Origin of the sequence: Haemophilus sp. HMSC71H05 (assembly GCF_001838635.1) — a bacterium.
Lineage (GTDB): Bacteria > Pseudomonadota > Gammaproteobacteria > Enterobacterales > Pasteurellaceae > Haemophilus_D > Haemophilus_D parainfluenzae_R.
On the sequence record NZ_KV838033.1, the window covers coordinates 101,111 to 126,595 of the forward strand.

Genomic DNA, 25,485 nt, shown 5'->3' on the forward strand with positions numbered 1-25,485 from the left:
CTAACTAAATACACCAAAAATTAAGGTGGACACAATGGTCATCATTAACCCCACTGCACTTTCATAAGGAATCAATTTTAAGCGTTCTTTCATGTCCATATTTACGCTACCGCCAGTTGCATGAAAAAAAGAACCATGTGGCATATGATCGAAAACTGTCGCCCCCGCATGAATCATCGCGGCACCTGCCAGACTACTCACCCCCAACTCTAATAGCGTTGAACTGAACACATTCGAAGCAACAGCTGTACCTGCAGTTGTTGATGCCGTCGCAAGCGACATGAGTGCACCTGAAATTGGCGCAAGGATATAAGAAGGTAAACCCGAATGTTTTAAGCCTTCAATGAGCACATCTTTCATGCCGGAATTGGCAATAATACCGGCTAAAGCTCCCGTACCAAGTAGCATAATCGCCACCGGAGCCATTTTCCCTAAACCGCTAATCGCATAGTTATTGGCTTGGCGAAGCTTGCCCATACATAATGCGCCAATCAGACCACCAAGTGGTAAAGCGATTAAAGGATCGACTTTAATATCGGCTAACGGACGAAGTGCCAGTAAGAAGATGGCAACCAAAGGTGCCACAAGTGCGGTTAAAAATGAGGGTAAATTCTGCGTTTCGACTGTTACAACTTCTTGGGCAGAAACGCGCGAACCTTTGTTTCTTAACCGTTTTGCTAAGAAATACGTCAATATTAAGCCAAAAATAGCGGGGATAATCCCTGCCATCATCACTGACGTTAAAGGAAGATGGAATGTATCTGCTGCAGCAATCGCATTAGGATTCGGTGACATTAAGTTTCCTGCTTTTCCCCCACCAATCATCGCTAAGAGAATAGCGGGTTTTGATAAGTCAGTACGACGAGCAAGTGCTAAGGCTATTGGAGAGACCGTAATCACGGCAACATCAATAAATACACCAACGGCGGTTAAAATTAATGTGGCCAACGCTAACGCTAATAATGCTCTTGTTTCACCTAACTTGTTTGTAATGGTTTCAGCAATGGTATTAGCCGCACCTGATTCAATCAGTACTCCCGCCAATACCCCTGCTGCGAGAATTCGCATGACTGCGGTAGTGATACCTTGAGCGCCTCCGATCATGAGACTCACGGTTTGAGATAAATCAGCGCCGCCAACTAATCCCCCGACTAAAGCCCCGACTAACATACCATAGGCTGGTGAGACTTTTTTCAAAATAAGGAAAATAGCGACGATGAGTGCAATGAGCGCACCTAAGGCTGAGACTGTTGGCATAACGTCCTCCTGTGGATATGAATATGCAAAAATCTTTCTTATTTATATCAGCAAAAGTAGAGGAATAAAATCTTGTCCGACTTCCACCAACAAAAACGGCTTATGTAAAACACATAAGCCGAAATTGTTACTGAAAATTGACCGCACTTTAGAAAAATAAAATACTTCCCCAAACCACGACAACAATGCAAAGTGCAATGAACACTGCTGCCGAACCTTGGTCTTTGGCTCTCCCAGAAAGCTCATGACGTTCTGTGCCAATACGATCCACCACTGCTTCAACTGCACTATTTAACAGTTCAACTGCCATCACAAGTAAAACCGATGAAATCATCAAAGCAATTTCAATTTTAGTGTCGCCGAGCCAAAAGGCGAGTGGAATCATAATGCACGCAAGAAAACATTCGTGGCGGAATGCAGTTTCATTTTTGAATGCACTCTTTAAGCCTTGTAAAGAATATTTTGTAGAGTTAATTAAATGGGTTAATCCCGTGGTTTTATACATAAAAGTTCCTATGTTGTAATCTATAAACGTTTTGCTTCGATAACGTCGTCTAACTTCGCTAATCTAGCCAGTATTTTACTTAAACTTTCGACATTTTTCAGTTCAATTTCCATATCCATCGTTGCCACTTGTTTTTTGGTGTCCGCACGGCTTGAAACCCCTAATACACTGACTTTTTCATTCGCGAGCACGGTCGTAATATCGCGTAATAAACCGTTGCGATCACTGGCCACAATGCGAATATTAATATGGAACCCCGCCGCATAATTATCTCCCCAAAGGGCTTCCACCACGCGTTCAGGATGGGCAGCTTGTAATTCAATGAACTGTTCACAATCGCAACGATGAATTGAGATACCTCGTCCCATCGTAATGTAGCCTGCAATCGCATCACCTGGAATAGGCTGACAACAACGCGCCATGTGGTGCATTAAATTACCGACCCCTTCAACGATCACATAGCCTTTATTCTGTTGTTGCTCGGCTTTCTGTTGCGCCTTTTGCTGTGCAGTATTCGCGCTTTTACTCGCCACATGGCGGAGAATTTCTTGATCTGCTTCTTCAGCCGTCACTTTGATCAATCGGCTTTGCAAGAAATTCATCAACTGATTTAAGCGAATATCTCCGCTACCAATACCGGCATATAAATCTTCAAGGTTCTTTAAGTTATAACGCGGCAAGGCAAGCTGCTCGACCTGCTTCAAGCTGATATTCAAACGAGCAAGTTCGTTATCTAACTGCTCTTTACCAGCTGGAACGTTTTTATCACGATCTTGTTTCTTAAACCACGCTTGGATTTTGGCGCGCGCTTTTGAGGTATGGGTAAAACCTAAGTTCGGATTGACCCAATCTCGGCTTGGATTTGGGTTTTTCTGTGTGATGATATCCACTTGCTCCCCCATTTGCAGGTGATAAGTGAATGGCACAATACGCCCACCAACTTTCGCCCCAATACAACGGTGGCCAATTTCACTGTGGATCGCATAAGCAAAATCGAGAGGCGTTGATCCCGCGGGTAAATCAACCACTTCACCTTTCGGCGTAAACACATATACGCGATCATCAAAGACTTGGCTACGTAATTCAGCCATCACTTCGCCAGAATCTGTAATATCATCTTGCCATGCAAGTAATTTACGTAACCAAGTGATTTTTTCTTCGTAAGCGGAAAGGCTACCTGTCGTGCCCTCTTTGTATTTCCAGTGGGCGGCTACACCAAGCTCCGCATCATCATGCATTTGCTGGGTACGAATTTGCACTTCAATGGGCTTACCACCTTTGCCTAACACCACAGTATGAATGGATTGATAGCCATTTGGTTTCGGGTTGGCGACATAATCATCAAATTCTTTTGGCAAGTGTTTGAAATGCGTGTGGACGATACCGAGCGCCGTATAACAATCTTGCAATTTCTGTACGATCACTCTAACCGCTCTGACATCATATAAGCCACTGAACTCCAAATGTTTCTTTTGCATTTTTCGCCAAATGCTATAAATATGTTTTGGACGTCCGTAAACCTCAACCTGATCGATATTTTCTTTTAAATAACCGGTTAATTCTGTGACGAAATCCGCAATATACTGCTCACGATCTAAGCGGCGCTCATGTAATAATTTGGCAATATTTCGATATTGTTCTGGATGCAAATAACGGAAGCAGTAATCTTCAAGCTCCCATTTCAATTGACCGATACCTAAACGGTTCGCCAATGGGGCATAAATATTGGAACATTCTTTGGCCGCCAATACTTTTTCTTCTTCACAAAAGTGATTTTCCGCATTACGAAGAAACGTAATACGTTCAGCAAGTTTAATGATCACGCAACGGAAATCGTCCACCATCGCAAGGAGCATACGGCGTACATTATCCACTTGAGACGCATTGGCAGAATGGCTGGCGTTGAGCTGACGGATATTATCCATCTCCTCCACACCTTTAAGCAGTTTGGTGATTTTAGGACCAAAATGTTCCTGAATTTGCTCCCAATCGACAATTTTATTTGCTACTAAGGGGAATAGCATAGCGGTGAGTAAGCTTTCGCTGTCCATATTCATTTCATGCAGAATTTCCACCATTTCCACACCGGATTGCAATGTAAGGATTGCATTCTCCATTTGATCGGCATGTTCAGCTATTTTGGCTTGGGCATAATACCATGCATCAATCAGAGACTTTTCTACGGGGGCAGCAAGTTTAAGGCTCGAACACCATTGTTCGATCTCAAAATCATGTGGATTTGATAAGTGAGAACCACGAACTGCAACCATAATGCCCCCTTGTTGATGAATATGGCTCGGCAACATCCTGTCAGCCGAGTTGTCTTTTTAAGACAACAAAAAAGTCTGACTATTCTATCAGAATTTACACCTTATTTGATAAATAATGTCACCGACTCCAAATGACTGGTATGCGGGAACATATCAATCATGGCCGTTTTGATGATGCGATACCCGAAAGAACGGAGAATTTCTGCATCTCGTACTAAGGTTGCAGGGTTACAAGATACATAAAGAATGCTTTCTGCACCCAGCTCACATAACGCATTCAGTGCAAAAGCGGCGCCACTGCGAGGCGGATCGAGAAGAATTTTATTGAAATATTGTTTTGCCCAAGGTTGTTCTAAAAAAGCTTGGTCTAAATCGGCTTGATAAAATTCAACATTATCAATGTGATTAAAGTGTGCATTCGCTTGGGCTTTTTGCACCATATCAAAAACCCCTTCAATTCCAACCGCACTTTTCACGCGTTTGGCTAAAGGCAATGTGAAATTGCCCATCCCACAGAACAAATCTAAGACATGATCATTCTGATTCAGATCAAGCCAATCTAAAGCAGTTTCAACCATTTGTTGATTTAAGTGGGTATTCACTTGAATAAAATCGCGGATATCGAAAGATAAGCGAATATCGTCTAGCGCGTAATAAGGCATTTCACCATGCACAAGTTGAATATTTTGATCATCTTGTAAAAACAAATTCACGGCATTGAGGCGTGCAAACTCGAGCAACAAAGTGTGGTCAGTTTCGACTAAATTTCCTTTGTAACGTAACAACATGGCTACGCCATTCTCTGCTGAAACTAATTCAACATGCCCTAATTGTTTCGGGACTGAATATTGCGCCCAAAGTGCGGTCAATTTGGGGATAAGATGATTAATCGCAGGCTCTGCGACTAAGCATTGCTGAATACTCACTAACTGATTGGAGTTTTTCTGACGAAATCCCATTTCAATAGTTTTATGTTTAGCATTCCACAGCAAACTTAATCGTACACGACGACGATAGCCCCATTGTTCGCCACAAATCATGGGCATTAATTGAATAGGCTCGGCCTGCAGTTTACTTAATCGAGAAAAAAGAGCTTTCTCTTTCGCTTTACGTTGCATTTCCACAGGAATATGCTGGCCTTGGCATCCACCACAACGTCCATAATAACGACATTGCGGCTCAACACGCTGATTACTCTTATGTAACCATTTTTGTGCCGTGGCTAAACCATATTGACGCTTTTCATCCGTCACTATCGCTTCCACTTTTTCCATTGGCAAGGCATTTTCAATGAACCAAGTTTTACCTTGAATTTTGGCGACACCTAACCCTTGATAATCTAAATCCTGAATTTCAGCGACAACTTTTTGGGTGGTTTTCTGTTTTTTTTGTGGAGCGTAAAGTAAAGCCATGGTGATGTTTTAATCTGTTTATATCAAAGAAAGGATTATTTTAAATAAAGCACGTTTTGCGTAAATAACTCTCGACTTTTCAGCGGCTTATCACCTAAATAAGGTTTGAGCGCGATTCGAGTAAAGCGCTTTGCTGCTTGCAAGACGGACTCATCGGTGAATTCCAAACGGTCAAAAGCAAGCAAATCTCGCCCATAAAAGGTTAAGTTATCTTTCACTAACGAGGCGATAAAACCCTTTTCCGCACGATATTGGTAAGTCATCGATTCATCTACTGGTAAACCTGATCCTGCACAATGCAGAAAATCAATGCCATAACCTAAGATTTTAAGTAAATGAAATTCAAATAGACGTAATGTGGGCTCAACCTGCGGTTGAGTAGCTAAGCCTGTTAAGCACTGTAGATAATGCTGAAAAAGTTGTGGATTGGCCGTTTCGGGCTCGATCACTCGAGTAATCAGCTCATTTACATAAAACCCGCTGTATAAAGCCGTTTGCTGTAAAGGCAGCGTAATTGCTGCGGGCTCTGCTTTCGTGAGTGTTTTTAATGCGCCTTTTCCTGACCAACGAAGAAGTAATGGCGTAAAAGGCTGTAAGACAGATTTCCATGCCGAACGTTTTGCACGTGCACCTTTTGCAATAACCGTCAAACGTCCCGTTTCTTCAGTGAATAAATCCACTAAAAGGCTGGTTTCACTATAAGGACGACGATGTAACACAAAGCCGCGTTGGAGATCCATACAAGAATTATTTGCCTGATTTTAATTCACTTGGTTGTTTCACACAGCGTTCTGCGAGCACTTCACCTACGCTAGTTTGTAATTGACTGAAGTCATCACGCTCCTGCCAATACCAACGAATATTCGCATAATTTCTACCACGCTCAGAAATCACTCGAGTCAATTTTTCGGTTACATCATTAAAAGTAACGGTCACCTGACTAAGTGTTTTTTTACTTTTCTGTTTTTGCTTGGTATGAACCACACTCACTTCTTTATTGCCTTTACACAAATAAACCGTCGCTGATCCCTTTTGGGATTTTTTATCCACGGTTTGCACTTTCATTTTCTGTGGTGCTGGTTTGCTTAATTCAACATTTTGTGAACAAGCAGAAAGACAAAGTGCGGTCAAAATTACGCTTAATTTTTTTAACATGAATTCTATTTCCATCAAGGGTTGTTTATGATTGCTCACTTTGAAAAATGAGCAAGGATAAACAATCTTATCTAGAAAAATGGGCGATTACTCGCCCACTAAAAATTATTTTTTATACTGATATGAACCATCGGCTTGACGAATGAACTTGCCGCCATTTGATAAACGAAGCTCACTCACTCGACCTTGACTATTCACCGAAACCTGTACTTTATCACCAGGTTTGAAACTGCTTAATGCATTACCTGCACCATTTGCTTTGGTCATCGCATTCACATCGGCAATATTCAATTTATTATCACGGAATACTTGCATCAGTGAAACACCTTGAGGCACAGTTAATGTTTTTGTTGCACCTGTTGAAGCGGTTTGTGCTGCAGGTTCAGCTGCTTTCACTGTATTGTGGGTTGCTGATTTTGCTTCCACAATTTGAACCTTACTGTCTTTAGTGGCAACAGGTTTCGCTTCTTGAATTTTGCTTGACTCTTTTTTCACGGTTTGAGTCGGCTGAACTGTTGCTTTTTCAGCTACAGGTTTAGGTTGTTTTTTCTCTTGAACCACCGGTGTTTGTTCACGACGAGGTTCTGCTTTATGCTCAACTGTTGCGGTATGTTTTTCTACAGCTGGTTGTACTGTTTTCACGGGTTCTTTAACTGGCACAGGAGCAACAGTTGGTTGAACCGGTGCAGGTTGAGTTGCTGGTTGTTGAGCAACAGTTTGTTGTGCAGGCTCTGCAGGTTGTGATTTCGCAGCATCTGCTTTATCACCTACGTACTCCATGGCTGGAGGTGTATCTGATTTAGCGTCATTTGCAGCTTGTTCTGTCGTTGCCGGCGCTGCATTGTTATTGTTATCTAATACGGTGGTTTCAACCGGTTGAGACTGATCCAATGATTGGAATTGAACCGGAATTTCATTGCTGTTTTGTTGTTCAAAAGACTCTACCGTATCTGAATTTGGTTTTAGGGTGAAGAAAATGATCAACAATACCACTAAACCCAAAATCGCAATAAATAAACGGCGATGTTTTTCTGGTAACATTTGTAAAACCTTCCATTTTTCTGGTGATTTCAAGCTTGCTGCCGCAGCGGTTGCTGTCGGTGCAACTGTTTCGGCTTGAGTTTTCACTTCTTCCACAATATCTTCTGCAGGTGAATTTTCAAAAATCACTTTTTCTTCCGCTGCGTTTTCTACTTGAACATTTTCAACAGGTTCTTGAGCTCCGAAAGCACTTGATTGCACTGATTGTTCAGTATTTTCACTTTGGAATGCTTGAGAAGGTGAAAAAGGTTGGCTTGCTGCCGCACCAAAAGTTGGTTCGCGACGAACATGGAATTGTGTATCTGGCTGTTCTTTTTTACCAAATAAACCTTTGGCTTTATCAAAAATTGAGCCACTTTGTTGAACCGGTTTTCTTGGTGTCACAGAGTCAGAGTGATTAAATCCTAAATCTAATTCATTTTGAGATGAATTGTCGTTAGGTTGATTTTTATTATCCACGGTATTACCTCGATTTGCTAAACTAAAGATCGCACAAAAGTGCGGTGAAAAATTGAATCGTATTTTATCGGATCTTAAGCGGTGTATAAAGTCTTATTTGGCTCTCCACCGATTTCTCGTGCTAATTTGGGCACTAAATAGCCAGAAGTGAGCGTCTGTAATTCTTTGTAAATTTGTAATGCTTTCTCATCTGAGATATAAAAATGACTCGCACCTTGCACTTTATCCAACAAATGCAAGTAATAAGGTAGAATCCCCGCTTGAAACAGCTTATCGCTCAATATTTTTAATGTATGTGGGTTATCATTCACATCTTTTAAAAGGACTGATTGATTAAGTAAGGTAACTTTAGCGCCTGCCAGTTTTTGCATAGCCAAAGAGAGCGCCTCATCAATTTCATTTGGATGATTGATATGTGTTACAAACACCGCTTGTAATCGGCTTTTTAGCAATAAATCACAAAATTCATCCGTAATGCGATCTGGAATCACGACTGGCAAACGAGAGTGAATACGTAAACGCTGTAAGTGCGGTATTTTTTCAAGGCGTTCTAATAGCCATGCCCATTCACTATCCTTTGCCATCATCGGATCGCCACCCGAAAAAATCACTTCTTCAATTTCTGGATGGGCCGCAATATAGTCTATTGCTTGTTGCCAACTCGTTTTATTGCCTGGGTTTTGATCATAAGGAAAATGGCGACGGAAACAATAGCGGCAGTTAACTGCACAGCCTCCTTTTGCCATGAACAGCAAGCGATTTTGGTATTTATGCAGAATATTAGGTACGGCATTCTTTTGCTGCTCATCTAAAGGATCTTGGCTGAACCCTTCGGCCTCAATAAATTCTTGTTGAGCTGTCATCACTTGTAAAAAAAGTGGGTCTTTCGGATTCCCTTTTTCCATTTTTTCGACAAAAGGCAAAGGCACTCGCATAGCAAAAAGTTTACGAGCGGTGATATCCTCGGCAAAATCGTCAACAGGTAAATTTAAGGTTTTTAATAAGATTTTCGGATCAGAAATCGCATTTTTTAGGGTTTCTAACCAATTTTGTTCTTCTCTAATCGCAATATTTCGGGTTAAAATACGCACTTTCAAACAATCTCTATTTTTTAGGATATTTTTAATATGGCTACATATACTACCAGTGATTTCAAACCAGGTCTAAAATTTATGCAAGACGGTGAGCCTTGTGTAATCGTTGAAAACGAATTCGTTAAACCAGGTAAAGGCCAAGCTTTTACTCGTACTCGTATTCGTAAATTAATTTCAGGCAAAGTATTAGATGTAAACTTCAAATCTGGTACTTCGGTTGAAGCTGCTGATGTTATGGATCTTAACCTCACTTATTCATACAAAGATGATGCATTCTGGTACTTCATGCACCCAGAAACATTTGAACAATACTCTGCTGATGCAAAAGCAGTGGGTGATGCAGAAAAATGGTTATTAGACCAAGCAGATTGTATCGTGACTTTATGGAACGGTGCGCCAATTACTGTCACTCCACCAAACTTCGTAGAATTAGAAATCATCGATACTGACCCTGGTCTTAAAGGTGATACTGCGGGTACAGGCGGTAAACCAGCAACATTAAGTACTGGTGCTGTGGTGAAAGTACCTCTTTTCGTTCAAATTGGCGAGGTGATTAAAGTCGATACTCGTTCAGGCGAATATGTTTCTCGCGTGAAATAATTATAAATAAATTTTTAAAAGCACTTAATTGAAAATTAAGTGCTTTTTTTTAACTAACCAAAGGAATATCTCATGACAATTGACGTTTACTCTCATAATACATTACATCATTTAGTTGACATCGAACGTTTTACAAATGAACTAAAAAAAGAAATTAAATATGATAAATTTAAACAGAATGTAAAAGTATTCTTCATAAACACGCCTAGAATAAAAGGAATGGTTGAAACTGATATTGATTTACTTCTCATTATCGCTATAGAAAATAAAGAAAAAAGTTTTTACTCATTACAGCATTACTCCTCAACAGATCAAGTCACGAAACCGAAATCAACATACTTCAATAACCTCATTATTCCTATAAAATTTATTGACTATCTTAATAATCTTCAAGCTCCTGAAGTTGAAGGAAGCCTAAACTATCTCTATACCGATGAGTATGAAGAAAATATTGGTGATTATCGTAAAGAAATGTTTCGTCAAACAAAAAACTACTTAGAGGCTATTTGGAAGGATCATCAACTGGAACTTAACTATCAAGGCGAACCTATTAAATTTAATATAACACCTCACCCAATTATTTGGGTTTTAAGCCAAAGCGAAGAATATCAAGATTATTCTCACCCTAATTTTATTTATGCTTCAAAATTTGGATTCAAGGAGCTTACATGTTATTTAAAAAGCATTCCTTATTCAAAAAATAGTTTTACTTCAAATGCTCATTGGTCAATTGATAAAAATAATCATGAAGCCTTTATGATTATTGATCAACATATAGAAATTCTAAAAGAGAAATTGGAAAAAGATAATAAAATTGGCTCATTAACGAAGCAAAAAATTGATCGACTTAATAAACAGTACGCCGAAGATTTAAAAATCTACGAAAAATATCTGGATGAGCAGAACGAAAATAATAGCCACCAAGATGATGAAAATATTTTTGATCTTGTTTTCAGTGGGGAAAATAAAAAACAAAAAAGAACGACACTACCAGATAGAATCCAAGCAGATAAAGAACTTAATAAAAATCTTGTTATTATTAGTGGTAAAGCTGGCTCTGGTAAGACATTTGAGATGTTATCCTTAATTAAGAAATCTTATGAAAAAGCAAAAAATAAAACACTTGCAGGTGGTAAAAGCGGTTATTATCTTACTTATAATAAACTATTGGCTAATGATGTTAGATTAATTACAAACCAATATCAATACGGTACAAAAACAGCCATTAAAAGCCTTCATAAATTTTTCTATGAAAGAATAATCAGTTTACAAATATTATCGGTGATGAATGCTAAAAGAATTGCTGAGCTTGTAGCTACTCAAGACCAAAGAAAAGCTAAAATAGAAGAATATTTACTTAATAACCCAAGAGCTAATACTCCTTTAGAATCTTGGGATAAGGGAACCAGAGAGTTTTTCTTAAGATGGAAAAATCACAATAAAAATATACCTTTAGAGAGATATGTTGAACAGAATAAGAACAGAATTTCTTCTCAGCTGAATAATCATGTTTTTCTAACAGATTATTATCAAGTGCTACGTTATTTTATTCAGGCCATCAAAGATCCAAAAGAATTATTTCGCCAACTTGAGATTGATAAAATTCCTAATGAGCAATGGAATCATTTCAGCGAAGAGAAGGATAAAAAATATTCACAAACTCCTGAAGATTTTACTGAACTTGTAAATCGTTCATTAGGTGCAATTCGTGGACAAGGAAAAACTTTATTTATTGATGAAGGACAAGATTGCCACCCTCTTGAACGAGACATATTTCTCTTACTTTGGGAAAAGAAAAATATTGTAGTATGTACAGGAGGTAGAGAGCAGCTTATTCGTCATAACGAAGAATGTAATTGGAAATATTCAGATACAGAACAAAAAGTTATCCATAATGTCATTGAAATTAAAAAGCGAAATCGTACATTCAGAATGAAACAAAACATTGTTGAGCTTTGTAATTTTATTGCAAATGAATTCCAAATTAATCTTGATTTAAGTGCAATCCGTTCCAATGATGACAAAGGAACCGTTATCATTGAAATGAATGATCCTTACCACCATAAACTTAAAAGTGTGGTTAACAAATTACAGCAAGCAGGTGAATATAATGATCTTTCAAATTACGAGAGTATTCTTTTTTTAACTGAATCTGAATCTAAATTCCTATTTGAGGAAGGGAAATTAGTTCAAGATATTCAGATTGATGAAAACAACAATATCATCTATTCTAAATCCCAAAAATCAAAACGCTCTCATTTAACAAAATTAACAGGTATTCCTGAAGATCAATTTTTCTTACATAATCAGACAATGTACCGAGATGATGAAGAACAAAGAAATGAAGATGAAGAACAAAGAAATGAAGATGAAGCACCTACATCAGAGACCTACCGCAGTCTTTTTTATGAATCTTGCCGAGGATTAGAAGCTTGGTCCGTTGTATGTTTAGAACTGGATTTATTCTATGAGCGCAAAAAAGGAGAAGAAACTGCAGCAAGTTATTTGAGTGATGATCTTTATCTTTCAGAAGATGAACGACGACAAAAATATGCTGCAACATGGGTATTAATGGCATTAACAAGACCAATAGATACACTTTACATTCAAGTTAATAATCCAAATTCAGAATTAGGTGTCATCTTAGCTAAGTACCTTGCTCAAGCATAGTATATTAAGATTACCTTACTTATATTCTTGATGGTTGATTCTTATCAGGCGAATACGTTTCTCGTGTGAAATAATCTTTCATTGAGAGATAAAAAGAGCGGTCAATATTTGATAAATATTGACCGTTTTTTATTGCCTGCTCATTAGTTTCATAGAGATAAAAAATGCGGTTATTTCTAACCGCACTTTGATTGATTATTTCGCTTTTGAGCCTTCTAACTCTAAAGAAGGTTTTCTATCTGAGTTAACACAAATGATTTGTGCCGCCGCATAGAGGGTTGTATTAGGTTTTAAGCTAATGGTGTATTTCTCTTGTTTTTTCGGTGCCGCACGTAAACCTTCACCCCAGAAATCATCATAAAAATCAGTACGAACTTGAGTTAAATGGTAGTTCTTACAGTTTAAGATTTTATATTGGCGAACAGAACGTGCATAACGTCTTTTCTCATTTGGATACACATATAAACCTTTATCCAAATTCACCACGGCATCAAAATGCACTTGGTTTAAATCTTGGTTGTCCACCCAAATTGAATCGGTATCAATGTAGTAATTTTTATCTTTTACTAATCGAACATACCCTACTCTATCTTTTGAAGGGGGCGTTAATGTCACCTCTTCTTGTGTAACTGGCGATTGAACAGCTGAACAGCCTGCTAAAAGGGCTACACCTAAAAACGTTAATGCTAATTTTTTCATTTTTCCTCCTTAAAGCTTTCTAAAGCCTGCTGTTAATCTTTTTACACCTTAGCTTAATATTTTACCGTATGTCCATATCCTTCAAGGATTGTTTTTATATGCTCAAGTGATTCTTTCGTCGGTGGTAAAACATCTGCGAGCTCATATTCAAAGCCAAGGGTTTTCCATTTATGAGCGCCTAATCGATGATAAGGGAGAAGTTCGACTTTTTCAATATTGGTCATACCTTCAATAAACTGTCCGAGCAGATGAACATCATGATCGTTATCGGTATAACCTGGAACTACTACATAACGAATCCAGGTTCGCTGATTACGTTTTTGCAGATATTTCGCAAATTCCAACGTACGTTTGTTTGGCACTCCAATAAGATTTTGGTGCACTTGATCGTTCAGTTCTTTTAAATCAAGCAACACAAGATCGGTTACATCGATCAGTTCATCAATAATGTGGTCGTAATGACGTACAAACCCATTGGTATCTAAACAAGTATTAATGCCTTCTGCTTTACAAGCTCGGAACCAATCTCGTACAAACTCAGCTTGAAGAATGGCTTCACCACCTGATGCTGTTACACCACCACCGGTTGCATTCATAAAATGGCGATAGCTCACGACTTCTTTCATTAGTTCTTCCACACTGATTTCGCGACCACCATCAAGATCCCAAGTATCACGATTGTGGCAATATTTGCAACGCATTAAACAGCCTTGCATAAATAAAATAAAACGAATGCCGGGACCATCCACGGTTCCACAGGATTCAAAGGAGTGAATTCTTCCTAGAACAGACATACATAAATTTCCAAAAAATAAATCTAGCTAAATTTTACCAAAAATATCATCTATAAAAAATGAGCCTGACTTAAATCAGGCTCATAATTTTTATGTTCCCGCTAAAGTGCGGTTAAATTTTATCGTGTTTTAGAACGATTCTGTGAATGTACGAGTTACAACGTCTTGTTGTTGCTCTTTAGTTAAAGAGTTGAAACGTACTGCGTAACCAGATACACGAATAGTTAATTGCGGATATTTGTCCGGATTTTCCATCGCATCTAATAACATTTCACGGTTTAACACGTTCACATTTAAGTGTTGACCACCTTCTACTGCTGCTTCGTGGTGGAAGTAACCATCCATTAAGCCCGCAAGGTTGCGACGTTGTGCTTCTGGATCTTTACCTAACGCATTTGGTACGATTGAGAAGGTATAAGAAATACCATCTTTCGCGTAAGCAAATGGAAGTTTAGCTACAGAAGTTAATGATGCTACCGCACCTTTTTGGTCACGACCGTGCATTGGGTTAGCACCTGGTCCGAATGGTGCACCTGCGCGACGACCATCTGGGGTATTACCTGTTTTCTTACCATAAACCACGTTAGAAGTAATGGTTAATACAGATTGTGTAGGCACAGCATTGCGGTAAGTTTTAAGTTTTTGAATTTTCTTCATGAAACGTTCAACTAAATCACAAGCGATGTCATCAACACGGTTGTCGTTGTTACCATATTGTGGATATTCACCTTCGATTTCGAAGTCGATCGCTACGTTGCTTGCTACAACATTGCCATCTTTATCTTTGATGTCGCCACGAACTGGTTTAACTTTCGCATATTTAATTGCTGAAAGTGAGTCTGCTGCAACAGAAAGACCTGCGATACCACAAGCCATGGTACGGTATACATCACGATCATGTAATGCCATTAATGCTGCTTCGTATGAATATTTATCATGCATATAGTGGATGATATTTAAGGCAGTCACATATTGTTTTGCCAACCAATCCATAAAGCTGTCCATACGAGTCATGACTGTGTCGAAATCTAACACTTCATCAGTGATTGGTGCAGTTTTCGGACCTACTTGCATACCTAATTTTTCATCGATACCGCCGTTGATTGCGTATAACAATGTTTTCGCTAAGTTTGCACGCGCACCGAAGAATTGCATTTGTTTACCAACAACCATTGGTGATACACAACATGCGATTGCGTAGTCATCATTGTTGAAGTCTGGACGCATTAAATCATCGTTTTCGTATTGAACAGATGAGGTATCAATCGATACTTTCGCACAGAAACGTTTGAAGTTTTCAGGTAATTGTTCAGACCAAAGAATTGTTAAGTTTGGTTCTGGAGAAGTACCCATGTTGTAAAGGGTGTGTAAAATACGGAATGTATTTTTGGTTACTAATGTACGGCCGTCTAACCCCATACCTGCGATGGTTTCAGTTGCCCACATTGGGTCACCAGAGAATAATTGATCGTATTCAGGTGTACGTAAGAAACGAACCATACGAAGTTTCATGACTAAGTGGTCAACTAATTCTTGCGCTTCAGTTTCAGTAAGTTTACCTGCTTTTAAATCACGCTCGATATAGATATCGATGAAGGTTGCAGTACGACCGAATGACATCGCTGCACCATTTTGTGATTTGATTGCTGCTAAGTAAGCAAAGTACATCCATTGAATTGCTTCTTTAGCGTTAGTTGCAGGATTAGAAATATCGAAACCGTAACTTGCTGCCATTTGTTTCATTTGGCCTAATGCACGGTGTTGTTCTGCGATTTCTTCACGTAAACGAATAGTTGCTTCTAGATTTACGCCATCTTCTAAGTCTTTTTGTAAAGAAGAGAATTGTGCGTATTTATCTTTCATTAAGAAGTCAACACCATAAAGTGCGACACGACGATAGTCACCGATGATACGACCACGACCGTAAGCATCTGGAAGACCAGTTAATACACCTGATTTACGACAACGTAAAATGTCTGGCGTATAAACATCGAATACACCTTGGTTGTGGGTTTTACGATATTCAGTGAAGATTTTTTTCACTTCAGGATCTAATTCACGACCGTAAATTTTGCATGATCCTTCCACCATTTTAATACCACCAAATGGCATAATGGCACGTTTTAATGGAGCATCGGTTTGAAGACCTACGATTTTCTCTAAGTCTTTATTGATATAACCTGGTGCGTGAGAAGTAATCGTTGAAGGCGTATGTTCGTCAAAGTCTAATGGCGCATGTGTGCGGTTTTCAACCTTAATTCCTTCCATAACAGTTTCCCAAAGTTTTGTTGTCGCTTCGGTTGGACCTGCTAAGAAAGAATCATCACCTTCATACGGGGTGTAGTTCTTTTGAATAAAATCACGCACGTTGACGTTTTCTTGCCAATCACCGGCAACGAATCCTGCCCACGCAACTTTTTGTGCTTCATTAAGTTCTGACATAGTCATTTCCTTTTTTAATTGATAAAAAATAAGTCTTGTTTAGTTCGTTAGTACATTAGTGAGCTTTGGTTAGATAACGTTGGAATAAGCCGATACAAACCGCACCACCCACAATGTTTCCCAACGTTACTGGAATCAAATTCTTCACAATGAAATGATAGAGATCTAAGTCTGCATATTTCATTGGATCCACACCAATTTGTTGCCAAAATTCTGGCGTACTAGAATGAGCTGTGATAATGCCTAGTGGAATCATAAACATATTTGCCACACAGTGTTCAAAACCTGATGCGACAAATAAACCAATCGGCATGATCATAATAAATGCTTTGTCTGTAACAGTTTTACCGGAATAAGACATCCATACCGCTACACACACCATAATGTTACATAAAATACCAAGGTTAAATGCTTCAAACCAAGTATGATGAATCTTATGTTGAGCGGTTGCCAAAATGGTTAAACCCCATTGACCATTTGCTGCCATGGTTTGTCCCCCAAACCAAATCACTGCAGCAATAAATAAACCGCCCACAAAGTTACCCAAATATACCACAATCCAATTTCGGATCATTTGAGCTGTGGTTATCTTACCGCCTACGCGGGCAACTAAGGTTAAAGTAGAAGAGGTGAATAATTCAGATCCTAAAATTACCACCATAATTACGCCTAAAGAGAAGACTAACCCACCGACTAACTTGGTTAATCCCCAAGGCGCTCCTGCGCTTGCTGTTTGTGTCGTCGTATAGAATACAAAGGCTAAAGCAATACAAGCCCCAGCACTAATACCAGACAGAAATGATAAAAATGGGCGTTTTTGCGCTTTATACGCAGCGACGCTTTCAGCATAATCCGTTGCTTCAACTGGTGTGAGAGCAACAGAAGATTGATTTAAATTTTCTGATGCCATATCTAACTCCAAATAGTTGGTTTATTATTTCTTATACTACAACATAGGTATTCCTATACCCATTTGGTATTCTACTCTCTTATAAATCCATTGCAAGAAATCCCCAACTTATTCCAAAAAAATTTGATATTTTGCAAGTTTTGGTAAATTTTCTGCCCCCAAAATAAAAAAGCGGAATATCACTATTCCGCTTTTCATATAAAAATAACAACATTAAAACACGATACGATCTCGGTTTTTCTCTAGCGTAGCTTTGCCAATGCCTTGTACTTCTAGTAGTTGTTCTGCCACAGTGAAATTACCATGTTTTTCACGATATTGCACAATGGCTTCTGCTTTTTTCGCCCCAATACCAATCAGCGCTTTTTGAATTTCTGATGCACTGGCGGTATTGATATTTAATTTATCACTCACCATTTGTTGTACAGTTTGTGATGGGGCTTGTACAGCAGTTTGTTGCTGCACTTGCGTTTGCGGTTGAGCCTGCTCAGATGTCTTTTCTTCTGCAAGCGCTTGTGTGCTCAACATCGCACCTGCAATAAATAATGAACTAAATAAATGTTTCATCAATTTCATAAAAATGCCCTTTATTAACAAATAAGTACCGTTGATTCATATCAACAGTGACATTTTTAAGAAACACGGAAAACACGCAAGAAATCGACCGCACTTTTGCGATCTTGATCGCAAAAATTACATTTAAGCAAATAAAAAAAAGACCTTAGCGCACCACTACAGCTGTGCCACTCGCAATCACCATAAACATACTTTTATTGCTTACTGTTGCGTAATTAATCTCTACGCCAACCACAGCATTAGCCCCTAACGCAATTGCTTTTTCTTCCAACTCTTTCAAGGCATCTTGGCGTGCACGACTAATACGACGCTCATAAACACTCGAACGCCCACCAATCACATCGGTAATGGCCGCAAAAAAATCACGGATGAAGTTTGCCCCAGCAATTACTTCCCCAAAGACGACTTGTTTATATTCTACGATTTGTTTACCTTCAATATTAGGCGTAGTGGTAATAATCATTTTGTATCCTTTAATTCTCGTTAAAAATCAACCGTACTTTAGGCCGTTAATTTTGATTTCAAAACAGCTAATGCCTTCGCACGATGAGAAATTTTCTTTTTCTCTACGGTTTCTAATTCGGCAAAGGTATAGCCTTTTTCAGGGCTAAAAAAGAGCGAGTCGTAACCGAAGCCATTTTCACCTTTTTCTTCATAAATAATCTGCCCGTCACATTCACCTTGAGCAATGATCGGAGAAGGATCGGATGGATGTTGTAATAACACAATCGTGCTCACAAATTTTGCTTGGCGACGTTCAGTCGGTACATCGGCTAATTCTGCCAATAATTTTTCTCGGTTTTTCGCATCAGCTTCGTCACCATCCACACCTGCATAACGAGCAGAATATAATCCAGGCGCACCATTTAACGCATCCACCACAAGACCAGAATCATCTGCAATAGCCGGTAAACCTGATTTTTCAGATGCATAACGTGCTTTCAGAATGGCATTTTCAACAAACGTTAAGCCTGTTTCCTCTGGACTTTCAATGCCTAAATCTGTCTGAGCAATGACTTCAAAACCAAAATCTGCTAATACATCTGCCATTTCTTTTACTTTGCCTTTATTGCCCGTGGCAAGCACAATTTTTTGCTTCATGATTCTGTCCCTCATATCAAACATTGTCTTATTTTAGCACCTCACCAAAAATTTTCGGAATAAATATTGACCTTAACCTTAGGTTAACGTTTATGATTTGCGCTCATTCAGTTATCACATAGGAGCAAAACATGAAAAAACTTATGACTTTTATTACACTTAGTGCTGCTGCAGTTTCAATTTGTGCCCAAGCGAATGAACAACCGCACCAAGCACACATGAATATGCCAATGTCGACAGGTTCTGCAATGCAACAAGAATTAATGCAAGGTATGAATCAAATGCATCAAGACATGATGGCAGCTATGCAATATCAAGATCCTGATGTCGCTTTTGCAGCAGGTATGTTGCCACACCATATTGGTGCAGTAAAAATGGCGGAAGTTGAATTAAAATACGGAAAAGATCCTGAGATGCGTAAGCTTGCTGAGAATATTATTAACGCTCAACAAGCAGAAATTGAACAAATGCAAAAATGGCTTAAAGTACACAATAAAAAATAAAATAACACAAAAAAAGTGCGGTAAATTAACCGCACTTTTTTAATAGAATTAGTTCACTTCTTTTATTCTTAACTCTTTTGGCACTTCAAAGAACATATTCTCTTCTAAGCCTTGAAGCTCTTCAATAGTATCGGCACCAAATTCTTTTAATCGAGCAATCACGGATTGCACCAACTCTTCTGGTGCTGAAGCGCCTGCTGTTACGCCAATTGTTTCAACGCCTTCAAACCAGTCTGCTGCCACATCATTTGGATCATCAATCAATTTTGATTTCACACCCATACGAGATGCCAACTCAGCTAAACGATTAGAATTCGATGAGTTTTTAGAACCTACAACCACCACTAAATCACATTGTTTCGCTAATTCACGCACCGCTTCTTGACGATTGGTGGTGGCATAGCAAATATCGTTTTTATGTGGACCTTGAATCGCAGGATATTTGTCTTTCAATGCACTAATGGTTTCCGCCGTATCATCAAGAGAAAGTGTGGTTTGCGTCATAAAGGTTAAATCATCACTTTCTTGAACCGGTAAACGAGCAATATCTTCTACGCTTTCAATTAAGAAAATGCCACCTTCGGCATTATTATACTGCCCCATTGTGCCTTCCACTTCTGGATGCCCTTTGTGTCCAATCAAAATCGCTTTTGTCCCTTTACGGCTCGCACGTGCCACTTGCATATGTACTTTGGTTACCAATGGGCAAGTTGCATCAAATACTTTTAACTGACGATCTTTCGCTTCTTGACGAACGGCTTGTGACACACCATGAGCAGAGAAAATCACAATAGCGCCATCAGGCACTTCGCTCAGTTCTTCCACAAAAATCGCTCCACGCTCACGCAAACCATTTACCACGAAACGGTTGTGCACCACTTCATGACGCACATAAATCGGTGCGCCATGAATTTCAAGCGCTAATTCAACAATGCTAATGGCTCGATCGACACCTGCGCAAAATCCGCGAGGATTGGCTAAAATTATCTTCATTTTTGACCGCTCTTTTTATCACCTTTAAAGGCATCTAATGCTAATAAACCAGCACCAATACAAATCGCAATATCTGCCACATTGAATACCGGATAATGATAAATATCCCAATAAAAATCTAAGAAATCCACCACAAAACCGTTGTACATACGATCTACCATATTCGCTAACGCACCGCCAATAATCAACGCATAAGCCGAGTTTTGTAATTTTTGTTCTGCAGAATTCTTTTTCATAAAGTAAGCCAGCATTAAAGAAATCCCGATTGCTAGCACGATAAAGAAATATTTCTGCCAACCATCATGCTCAGCTAAAAAGCTAAACGCTGCGCCATAGTTACGCACATAGGTTAAATTAAAAACGGGTAATAGGTTCACGCTTTCATAGAGATCAAAGCGTTGCACTACGATATACTTGGTCAGTAAATCTAGGATAAATGCGACCGCACTTAACCAAAGGAATGAAAGTCCTGTTTTATTTTTTGTCATAGGAAATTATCTGTCTTTATAAATGGACGATGATTTTAGCAACTCGAACAACCTTTATAAAGTAAAAGGCATCAAATTATAAAAGGCGAACACATTGGTTCGCCTTGCAATGTTAATTACTTTTTCTTCACCGGTCTTTGCCAACCTTGAATATGGCGTTGTGGCACACGAGTAATCACAAGCTCATCTTTCTCAATATTTTGAGTAATCGTTGAGCCCGCACCAATAGTTGCACCATCTGCCACAGTAACTGGCGCGACTAACTGCGTATCTGAGCCCACGAATACATTGTTACCAATGATTGTTTTAAATTTATTCGCACCGTCATAGTTACAAGTAATGACACCCGCACCGATGTTACAGTTTTCACCGATCTCAGTATCACCCACATAAGTAAGGTGGTTGACTTTGGAGCCTTTACCTACAGTGGATTTTTTAATTTCCACGAAGTTACCCACATGGGTTTCAGCGGCTAATTCAGCACCTGGACGTAAACGAGAGAATGGACCAATCGCCGCTTTCTCACCAATTGTCGCATCTTCTAAAACAGAATAAGGCTTGATTTCAACATCATCACCAATGGTCACGTTTTTCAATACACAACCTGCACCGATTTTTACACGATCTCCTAAACGCACATCGCCTTCCACAATAACGTTCACATCAATTTCAACATCTTTACCGTGCTCTAATGTGCCGCGTAAATCAAAACGCTTAGGATCAATCAACATCACGCCTGCAAGTAAAAGTTTTTCTGCTTGTTTACGTTGATAATAGCGTTCCATTTTGGCTAATTGTAGGCGGTTATTCACCCCTTCAACTTCCATAAAATCAGTTGCTTGAACAGCTACAATCGGACAACCATCTTGATGAGCTAAGCCAATTACATCAGTAATATAAAACTCGCCTTGTGCATTATTATTATCTAAACGCGCTAACCATTTTTTGAAACTTGCACCATCTGAAACTAACACACCTGTATTAATCTCTTGAATTTTAAGCTGCTCAGGCGTTGCATCTTTTTGTTCAACAATCCCTACAACTTTGCCATTTTCACGTACGATTCGACCATAACCTGTTGGGTTATCTAATACGACCGTTAACACTGCGATACCATTTTCAGGTTTCGCATCGATTAATTTTTGCAATGTTTCCGGTGTAATCATTGGGCCATCGCCATACACCATTAAAACATTTTCATCATCACGGAAAAAAGGCATTGCTTGTTGCATAGCATGTCCTGTACCCAATTGTTCCGCTTGGAATACCCAGTTCACGCTTTCATTTGCCAAACGTTCACGCATTAACTCACCACCGTGACCATAAATCAAATGCACGTTTTCCGCACCTAATTGATTTGCCGTATCGATCACATGTTTTACCATCGGTTTTCCTGCCACTTTATGCAAGACTTTTGGTAAATCAGAATACATACGAGTGCCTTTACCGGCTGCTAAAATCACCACGCTTAATGCTTTATTTGTCATAAATTCTTCTCTTCTTTATAAAAAAATTTGGGCGTATTCTATCGTAGAATGGAGAATATGATAAGCCATTTAATTTTCATACATTCCTGACAAGACAAGATTGTATAAAAATCTCAAATCCTGTAAACTATCCTCCCGTCTTGATAGCTAATCATCTTTTTCTTTTATTTTTGACCGCACTTTTCAGTATTCTGCACAAATTTGCATAAAAGATGATTGGCTATAATCATTTTTATCCCAACATTTTAGGTCTCTCACTATGGCTACAAATTATATTTTCGTCACAGGCGGTGTGGTTTCATCGTTAGGTAAAGGTATTGCTGCAGCATCATTGGCAGCAATTTTAGAAGCACGTGGCTTAAACGTGACTATTATGAAATTAGACCCTTACATCAACGTGGATCCGGGTACAATGAGCCCAACCCAACACGGCGAAGTGTTCGTGACACAAGACGGGGCGGAAACCGATTTAGACTTAGGTCACTACGAGCGTTTTATTCGTACCAAAATGACAAAACGCAATAACTTCACCACAGGTAAAATTTATTCTGAAGTATTACGCAAAGAGCGTCGTGGTGATTATTTAGGTGCGACAATTCAAGTTATCCCGCACATCACCAATGAAATCAAAGATCGCGTGATTGCTGGTGCGCAAGGCCATGATGTGGTTATCGTGGAAGTAGGCGGAACTGTGGGTGATATTGAATCACTTCCATTCTTAGAAGCACTGCGTCAACTTGCCGTACAAGTGGGCCGTGAGCATACTATTTTTATGCACTTAACTTTAGTGCCATACATCCCAACGGCGGGCGAGGTGAAAACTAAGCCAACGCAACATTCTGTAAAAGAATTACTTTCGATTGGTATTCAACCGGATGTGCTTATCTGCCGTTCAGATCGCATGATTCCACCAAATGAGCGTGCAAAAATTGCTTTATTCTGTAACGTACCAGAACGTGCGGTCATCTCATTAAAAGATGTTAATTCAATCTATCAAATTCCAGCATTATTGAAATCACAAGGTTTAGATGAATTCATCTGCCAACGTTTCCACTTAGACTGCCCAGAAGCGGACCTTTCAGAATGGGAACAAGTGCTTTATCAAGAAGCGAACCCTGTAGGCGATGTGACCATCGGTATGGTAGGTAAATATACTGAATTACCGGATGCTTATAAATCAGTGAATGAAGCTTTAAAACACGCAGGTTTAAAAAACCGTTTAAGCGTGCATATCAAATACATTGACTCTCAAGATGTTGAAACCAAAGGCACTGACGTATTAAAAGGCGTAGATGGTATTTTAGTACCTGGCGGCTTTGGCTATCGTGGTGTAGAAGGCAAAATTTTGACCGCAAAATATGCACGTGAAAACAATGTGCCTTACCTCGGTATTTGTTTAGGGATGCAAATTGCATTAATCGAATATGCACGTAACGTTGCTGGTCTTGAGAAGGCAAACTCATCTGAATTTGATCGTAACTGTGAGCAACCTGTTGTTGGTTTGATAACAGAATGGCAAGATGCTGAAGGCCACATTGAAACCCGTGATGATAATTCTGATCTTGGTGGTACGATGCGTTTAGGGGCACAACAATGTCATTTAATTGAAGGCTCAAAAGCGCGTGCATTATATGGCAAAGAAACCATTGAAGAACGTCACCGTCACCGTTATGAAGTGAACAATAACCTGCTTCCACAAATTGAAAAAGCAGGTCTTAAAGTGACTGGCTTATCTGCGGATCGTAAATTAGTGGAAATCATTGAAGTACCAAACCACCCATGGTTTGTGGCATGTCAATTTCACCCTGAATTTACATCAACACCACGTGATGGCCACCCATTATTCGAAGGCTTTGTCAAAGCAGCAAGAGAAAATCAGTTAAAAACTGAAAAGTAATTTACTGATAATTTAATAAACAAGTGCGGTCAAAAATTCTTGTGTTTTTGACCGCACTTTGTATTAATAAGGAATAATATCATCTGTGTCTTATTCACTCATTTAATAATGGATAACTAAAAATGAAACTTGCTGTTATTTTACCCGCATATAATGCAGAAAATTTTCTCACTGAATGTTTAGATTCATTGTTGAATCAAACCTTTAGTGATTTTTGTATTCTGGCAGTTAATGATGCTTCTACCGATAACACAGGTGACATTCTCGAAAGCTATGCGACAAAAGATGCTCGCTTACGTGTTTACCATTTACCTCAAAACCAAGGTGAACCTGATGTCATGCAATTTGCCATGGATATGCTTAACTATATGAATGTGGAATATGTTGCACGGATGGATGCCGATGATATTTGTGTGCCACACCGTTTTGAAAAACAGATTCAATATTTAGACGGGCATCCTGAAATTGATATTTTAGGAAGTAATGCACTGCTCTTTAATGATGGGCAAACTGATAAAATGTCTAAAGTAAGTACACTTCCTCTTTTAGATAAAGATATAAAAGCACATTTTTCTTTAGCTCGTGACAATATCATTAATCCCTCTTCAATGTGGCGACATTCTAGTATCAAGGCACTCGCGATTAATTATGCCCAAACAGCCACAGCGCCCGATTTTCATATGTGGGTACAATGTGCATTACATAAAAAGAAATTTGCGAATTTACCAGAGCCATTATTGTTTTATCGGATACACCAAGGCCAAGCGAGTAAAATACATGACAAAATTAGCGAGTCTATTCAATACTCGATGGAGCTATGGATAAGTCATTTATTTCCAAAATTAACACCTAAAGAAGTCAGCTTACTGAGCCTTATACTGCACGGGAAAAGCATTAAATTACGTACTGAAGAGTTTGAAATCGCCTTTTCAGCTTATGACAAAGTTCGTTCAAATAATGAAATCTCACTATTTGGTGAAGATCGGGAAACGATGTTTAGTATTTTAGATGCACATACACAATTCTTGAAAAAGCTTTTGTATCAAAGAACGCAATAAAGCTTTTACTTCATCAGACTACTTCCCCAATCTGAATAGGATTAGGGAGATTTTTATCCGTTTTAATATCAAAG

The 25,485-nt window shown here is 39.0% G+C and carries 23 protein-coding genes; 5 read left to right on the forward strand and 18 right to left on the reverse strand.

The features are described 5' to 3' along the window. From HMPREF3279_RS05515 to epmB, 8 genes are all read right to left on the reverse strand, one after another. Positions 1 to 1,257 carry a GntP family permease gene (locus HMPREF3279_RS05515; protein WP_070590115.1) on the reverse strand — a complete coding sequence of 419 codons (1,257 nt, stop codon included), beginning with the start codon at positions 1,255 to 1,257 and terminating at the stop codon, positions 1 to 3. A 148-nt stretch (positions 1,258 to 1,405) separates the two neighbouring features. Beyond that, a complete protein-coding gene (locus HMPREF3279_RS05520) occupies positions 1,406 to 1,762 on the reverse strand; it encodes a diacylglycerol kinase (RefSeq protein WP_005698040.1) in 357 nt (118 codons plus the stop codon). A 20-nt stretch (positions 1,763 to 1,782) separates the two neighbouring features. Beyond that, positions 1,783 to 4,032 (reverse strand): GTP diphosphokinase, encoded by a 2,250-nt coding sequence (gene relA / locus HMPREF3279_RS05525; protein ID WP_070868323.1) that lies wholly within the window; start codon positions 4,030 to 4,032, stop codon positions 1,783 to 1,785. A gap of 101 nt (positions 4,033 to 4,133) precedes the next feature. Then, positions 4,134 to 5,444, reverse strand: a complete 1,311-nt coding sequence (gene rlmD, locus HMPREF3279_RS05530; protein WP_070868324.1) for a 23S rRNA (uracil(1939)-C(5))-methyltransferase RlmD — start codon at positions 5,442 to 5,444, stop codon at positions 4,134 to 4,136. A gap of 35 nt (positions 5,445 to 5,479) precedes the next feature. Further along, positions 5,480 to 6,184 carry a DNA repair protein RecO gene (recO, locus tag HMPREF3279_RS05535; RefSeq protein WP_049364781.1) on the reverse strand — a complete coding sequence of 235 codons (705 nt, stop codon included), beginning with the start codon at positions 6,182 to 6,184 and terminating at the stop codon, positions 5,480 to 5,482. A 7-nt stretch (positions 6,185 to 6,191) separates the two neighbouring features. Then, on the reverse strand, positions 6,192 to 6,599 hold the full coding sequence (locus HMPREF3279_RS05540) for an MliC family protein (protein ID WP_049364780.1): 408 nt from the start codon (positions 6,597 to 6,599) through the stop codon (positions 6,192 to 6,194). A gap of 105 nt (positions 6,600 to 6,704) precedes the next feature. Further along, positions 6,705 to 8,099 (reverse strand): opacity-associated protein OapA, encoded by a 1,395-nt coding sequence (gene oapA, locus HMPREF3279_RS05545; protein WP_070868325.1) that lies wholly within the window; start codon positions 8,097 to 8,099, stop codon positions 6,705 to 6,707. A 74-nt stretch (positions 8,100 to 8,173) separates the two neighbouring features. Next, on the reverse strand, positions 8,174 to 9,190 hold the full coding sequence (epmB, locus tag HMPREF3279_RS05550) for an EF-P beta-lysylation protein EpmB (protein WP_070868359.1): 1,017 nt from the start codon (positions 9,188 to 9,190) through the stop codon (positions 8,174 to 8,176). Positions 9,191 to 9,226: 36 nt separating this feature from the next. Between epmB and efp the strand changes: the two genes are divergently transcribed. Both efp and HMPREF3279_RS05560 read left to right on the forward strand, forming a co-directional pair. Continuing rightward, entirely contained in the window at positions 9,227 to 9,793 is a 567-nt protein-coding gene (gene efp, locus HMPREF3279_RS05555) for an elongation factor P (RefSeq protein WP_005695259.1), read from the forward strand. Positions 9,794 to 9,865: 72 nt separating this feature from the next. Beyond that, a complete protein-coding gene (locus tag HMPREF3279_RS05560) occupies positions 9,866 to 12,463 on the forward strand; it encodes a hypothetical protein (RefSeq protein WP_070868326.1) in 2,598 nt (865 codons plus the stop codon). Positions 12,464 to 12,658: 195 nt separating this feature from the next. On the opposite strand, the gene HMPREF3279_RS05565 is transcribed toward HMPREF3279_RS05560, so the two are convergent. The 7 genes from HMPREF3279_RS05565 to rdgB all read right to left on the reverse strand — a co-directional run bounded on the left by HMPREF3279_RS05565 (position 12,659) and on the right by rdgB (position 18,985). Continuing rightward, positions 12,659 to 13,162 (reverse strand): surface-adhesin E family protein, encoded by a 504-nt coding sequence (locus HMPREF3279_RS05565; protein WP_070868327.1) that lies wholly within the window; start codon positions 13,160 to 13,162, stop codon positions 12,659 to 12,661. 53 nt (positions 13,163 to 13,215) lie between these two features. After that, the gene (pflA, locus tag HMPREF3279_RS05570) at positions 13,216 to 13,956 is read right to left on the reverse strand and encodes a pyruvate formate lyase 1-activating protein (protein ID WP_049364777.1); all 741 of its coding nucleotides are present in this window, start codon (positions 13,954 to 13,956) and stop codon (positions 13,216 to 13,218) included. 129 nt (positions 13,957 to 14,085) lie between these two features. Next, entirely contained in the window at positions 14,086 to 16,398 is a 2,313-nt protein-coding gene (gene pflB / locus HMPREF3279_RS05575) for a formate C-acetyltransferase (RefSeq protein ID WP_070868328.1), read from the reverse strand. Positions 16,399 to 16,453: 55 nt separating this feature from the next. Then, positions 16,454 to 17,308, reverse strand: coding sequence for a formate transporter FocA (gene focA / locus HMPREF3279_RS05580; protein WP_049364775.1), 855 nt, complete (start codon positions 17,306 to 17,308; stop codon positions 16,454 to 16,456). A gap of 213 nt (positions 17,309 to 17,521) precedes the next feature. Next, positions 17,522 to 17,884: a helix-hairpin-helix domain-containing protein gene (locus tag HMPREF3279_RS05585; protein ID WP_070868329.1), complete on the reverse strand. Its 363-nt coding sequence runs from the start codon at positions 17,882 to 17,884 to the stop codon at positions 17,522 to 17,524. Between the two features lie 145 nt (positions 17,885 to 18,029). Continuing rightward, positions 18,030 to 18,347: a heavy metal-binding domain-containing protein gene (locus HMPREF3279_RS05590; protein WP_005695251.1), complete on the reverse strand. Its 318-nt coding sequence runs from the start codon at positions 18,345 to 18,347 to the stop codon at positions 18,030 to 18,032. A 38-nt stretch (positions 18,348 to 18,385) separates the two neighbouring features. Continuing rightward, positions 18,386 to 18,985 carry an RdgB/HAM1 family non-canonical purine NTP pyrophosphatase gene (gene rdgB / locus HMPREF3279_RS05595; protein ID WP_070868330.1) on the reverse strand — a complete coding sequence of 200 codons (600 nt, stop codon included), beginning with the start codon at positions 18,983 to 18,985 and terminating at the stop codon, positions 18,386 to 18,388. Between the two features lie 131 nt (positions 18,986 to 19,116). Between rdgB and HMPREF3279_RS05600 the strand changes: the two genes are divergently transcribed. Continuing rightward, positions 19,117 to 19,488: a CopM family metallochaperone gene (locus tag HMPREF3279_RS05600; RefSeq protein WP_070868331.1), complete on the forward strand. Its 372-nt coding sequence runs from the start codon at positions 19,117 to 19,119 to the stop codon at positions 19,486 to 19,488. Positions 19,489 to 19,536: 48 nt separating this feature from the next. Here HMPREF3279_RS05600 and ispH read toward each other — a convergent pair whose 3' ends face one another. From ispH to glmU, 3 genes are all read right to left on the reverse strand, one after another. Then, on the reverse strand, positions 19,537 to 20,481 hold the full coding sequence (gene ispH / locus HMPREF3279_RS05605) for a 4-hydroxy-3-methylbut-2-enyl diphosphate reductase (RefSeq protein WP_070868332.1): 945 nt from the start codon (positions 20,479 to 20,481) through the stop codon (positions 19,537 to 19,539). Beyond that, positions 20,478 to 20,969 (reverse strand): signal peptidase II, encoded by a 492-nt coding sequence (gene lspA, locus HMPREF3279_RS05610; protein ID WP_070868333.1) that lies wholly within the window; start codon positions 20,967 to 20,969, stop codon positions 20,478 to 20,480. The genes ispH and lspA overlap by 4 nt, the downstream gene beginning before the upstream one ends. Positions 20,970 to 21,085: 116 nt before the next feature. After that, positions 21,086 to 22,456 (reverse strand): bifunctional UDP-N-acetylglucosamine diphosphorylase/glucosamine-1-phosphate N-acetyltransferase GlmU, encoded by a 1,371-nt coding sequence (gene glmU / locus HMPREF3279_RS05615; protein ID WP_070868334.1) that lies wholly within the window; start codon positions 22,454 to 22,456, stop codon positions 21,086 to 21,088. 259 nt (positions 22,457 to 22,715) lie between these two features. Here glmU and pyrG point away from each other — a divergent pair, with 259 nt between their 5' ends. After that, entirely contained in the window at positions 22,716 to 24,353 is a 1,638-nt protein-coding gene (gene pyrG / locus HMPREF3279_RS05620; protein ID WP_005698151.1) for a glutamine hydrolyzing CTP synthase, read from the forward strand. Positions 24,354 to 24,475: 122 nt separating this feature from the next. Continuing rightward, positions 24,476 to 25,411 (forward strand): glycosyltransferase family 2 protein, encoded by a 936-nt coding sequence (locus HMPREF3279_RS05625; RefSeq protein WP_070868335.1) that lies wholly within the window; start codon positions 24,476 to 24,478, stop codon positions 25,409 to 25,411. The last annotated feature ends 74 nt before the right edge of the window (positions 25,412 to 25,485 follow it).